The sequence below is a fragment of the Caulobacter sp. 05T431 genome, assembly GCF_056665975.1.
This window is the reverse complement of record NZ_JBFTKU010000056.1, coordinates 1-742: the sequence shown is the minus strand read 5'-3', so window position 1 is coordinate 742 and position 742 is coordinate 1. Positions and strand designations below refer to the sequence as shown.

The 742-nt window shown below is 55.4% G+C and carries 1 rRNA gene; it reads left to right on the top strand.

The features are described 5' to 3' along the window. Window positions 1-76: 76 nt before the first annotated feature. Window positions 77-742 (top strand): 16S ribosomal RNA (locus AC1U89_RS24490); the annotation flags it as partial.

Below are 742 nucleotides of genomic sequence, written 5' to 3'. Positions count from 1 at the left end.
GGAATGGATCGAGTCAGTTTTCTGAGAGTGAGCGACCGCTCGAAAGAGCGAGGTGCTTCGGCACCACACAGGTATTGAACTGAAGAGTTTGATCMTGGCTCAGATTGAACGCTGGCGGCAKGCCTWACACATGCAAGTCGAACGGCAGCACGGGAGCAATCCTGGTGGCGAGTGGCGAACGGGTGAGTAATACATCGGAACGTGCCCTGTTGTGGGGGATAACTAGTCGAAAGATTAGCTAATACCGCATACGACCTGAGGGTGAAAGCGGGGGACCGWAAGGCCTCGCGCAATAGGAGCGGCCGATGTCTGATTAGCTAGTTGGTGGGGTAAAAGCTCACCAAGGCGACGATCAGTAGCTGGTCTGAGAGGACGATCAGCCACACTGGGACTGAGACACGGCCCAGACTCCTACGGGAGGCAGCAGTGGGGAATTTTGGACAATGGGGGCAACCCTGATCCAGCAATGCCGCGTGTGTGAAGAAGGCCTTCGGGTTGTAAAGCMCTTTTGTYSGGAAAGAAATSSMTCTGGYTAATACCYGGWKKSGATGACGGTACCSRAAGAATAAGCACCGGCTAACTWCGTGCCAGCAGCCGCGGTAATACGWAGGGTGCRAGCGTTAWYCGGAATTAYTGGGCGTAAAGCGTGCGCAGGCGGTTTTGTAAGACAGGCGTGAAATCCCCGGGCTCAACCTGGGAATTGCGCTTGTGACTGCAAGGCTAGAGTACGTCAGAGGGGGGT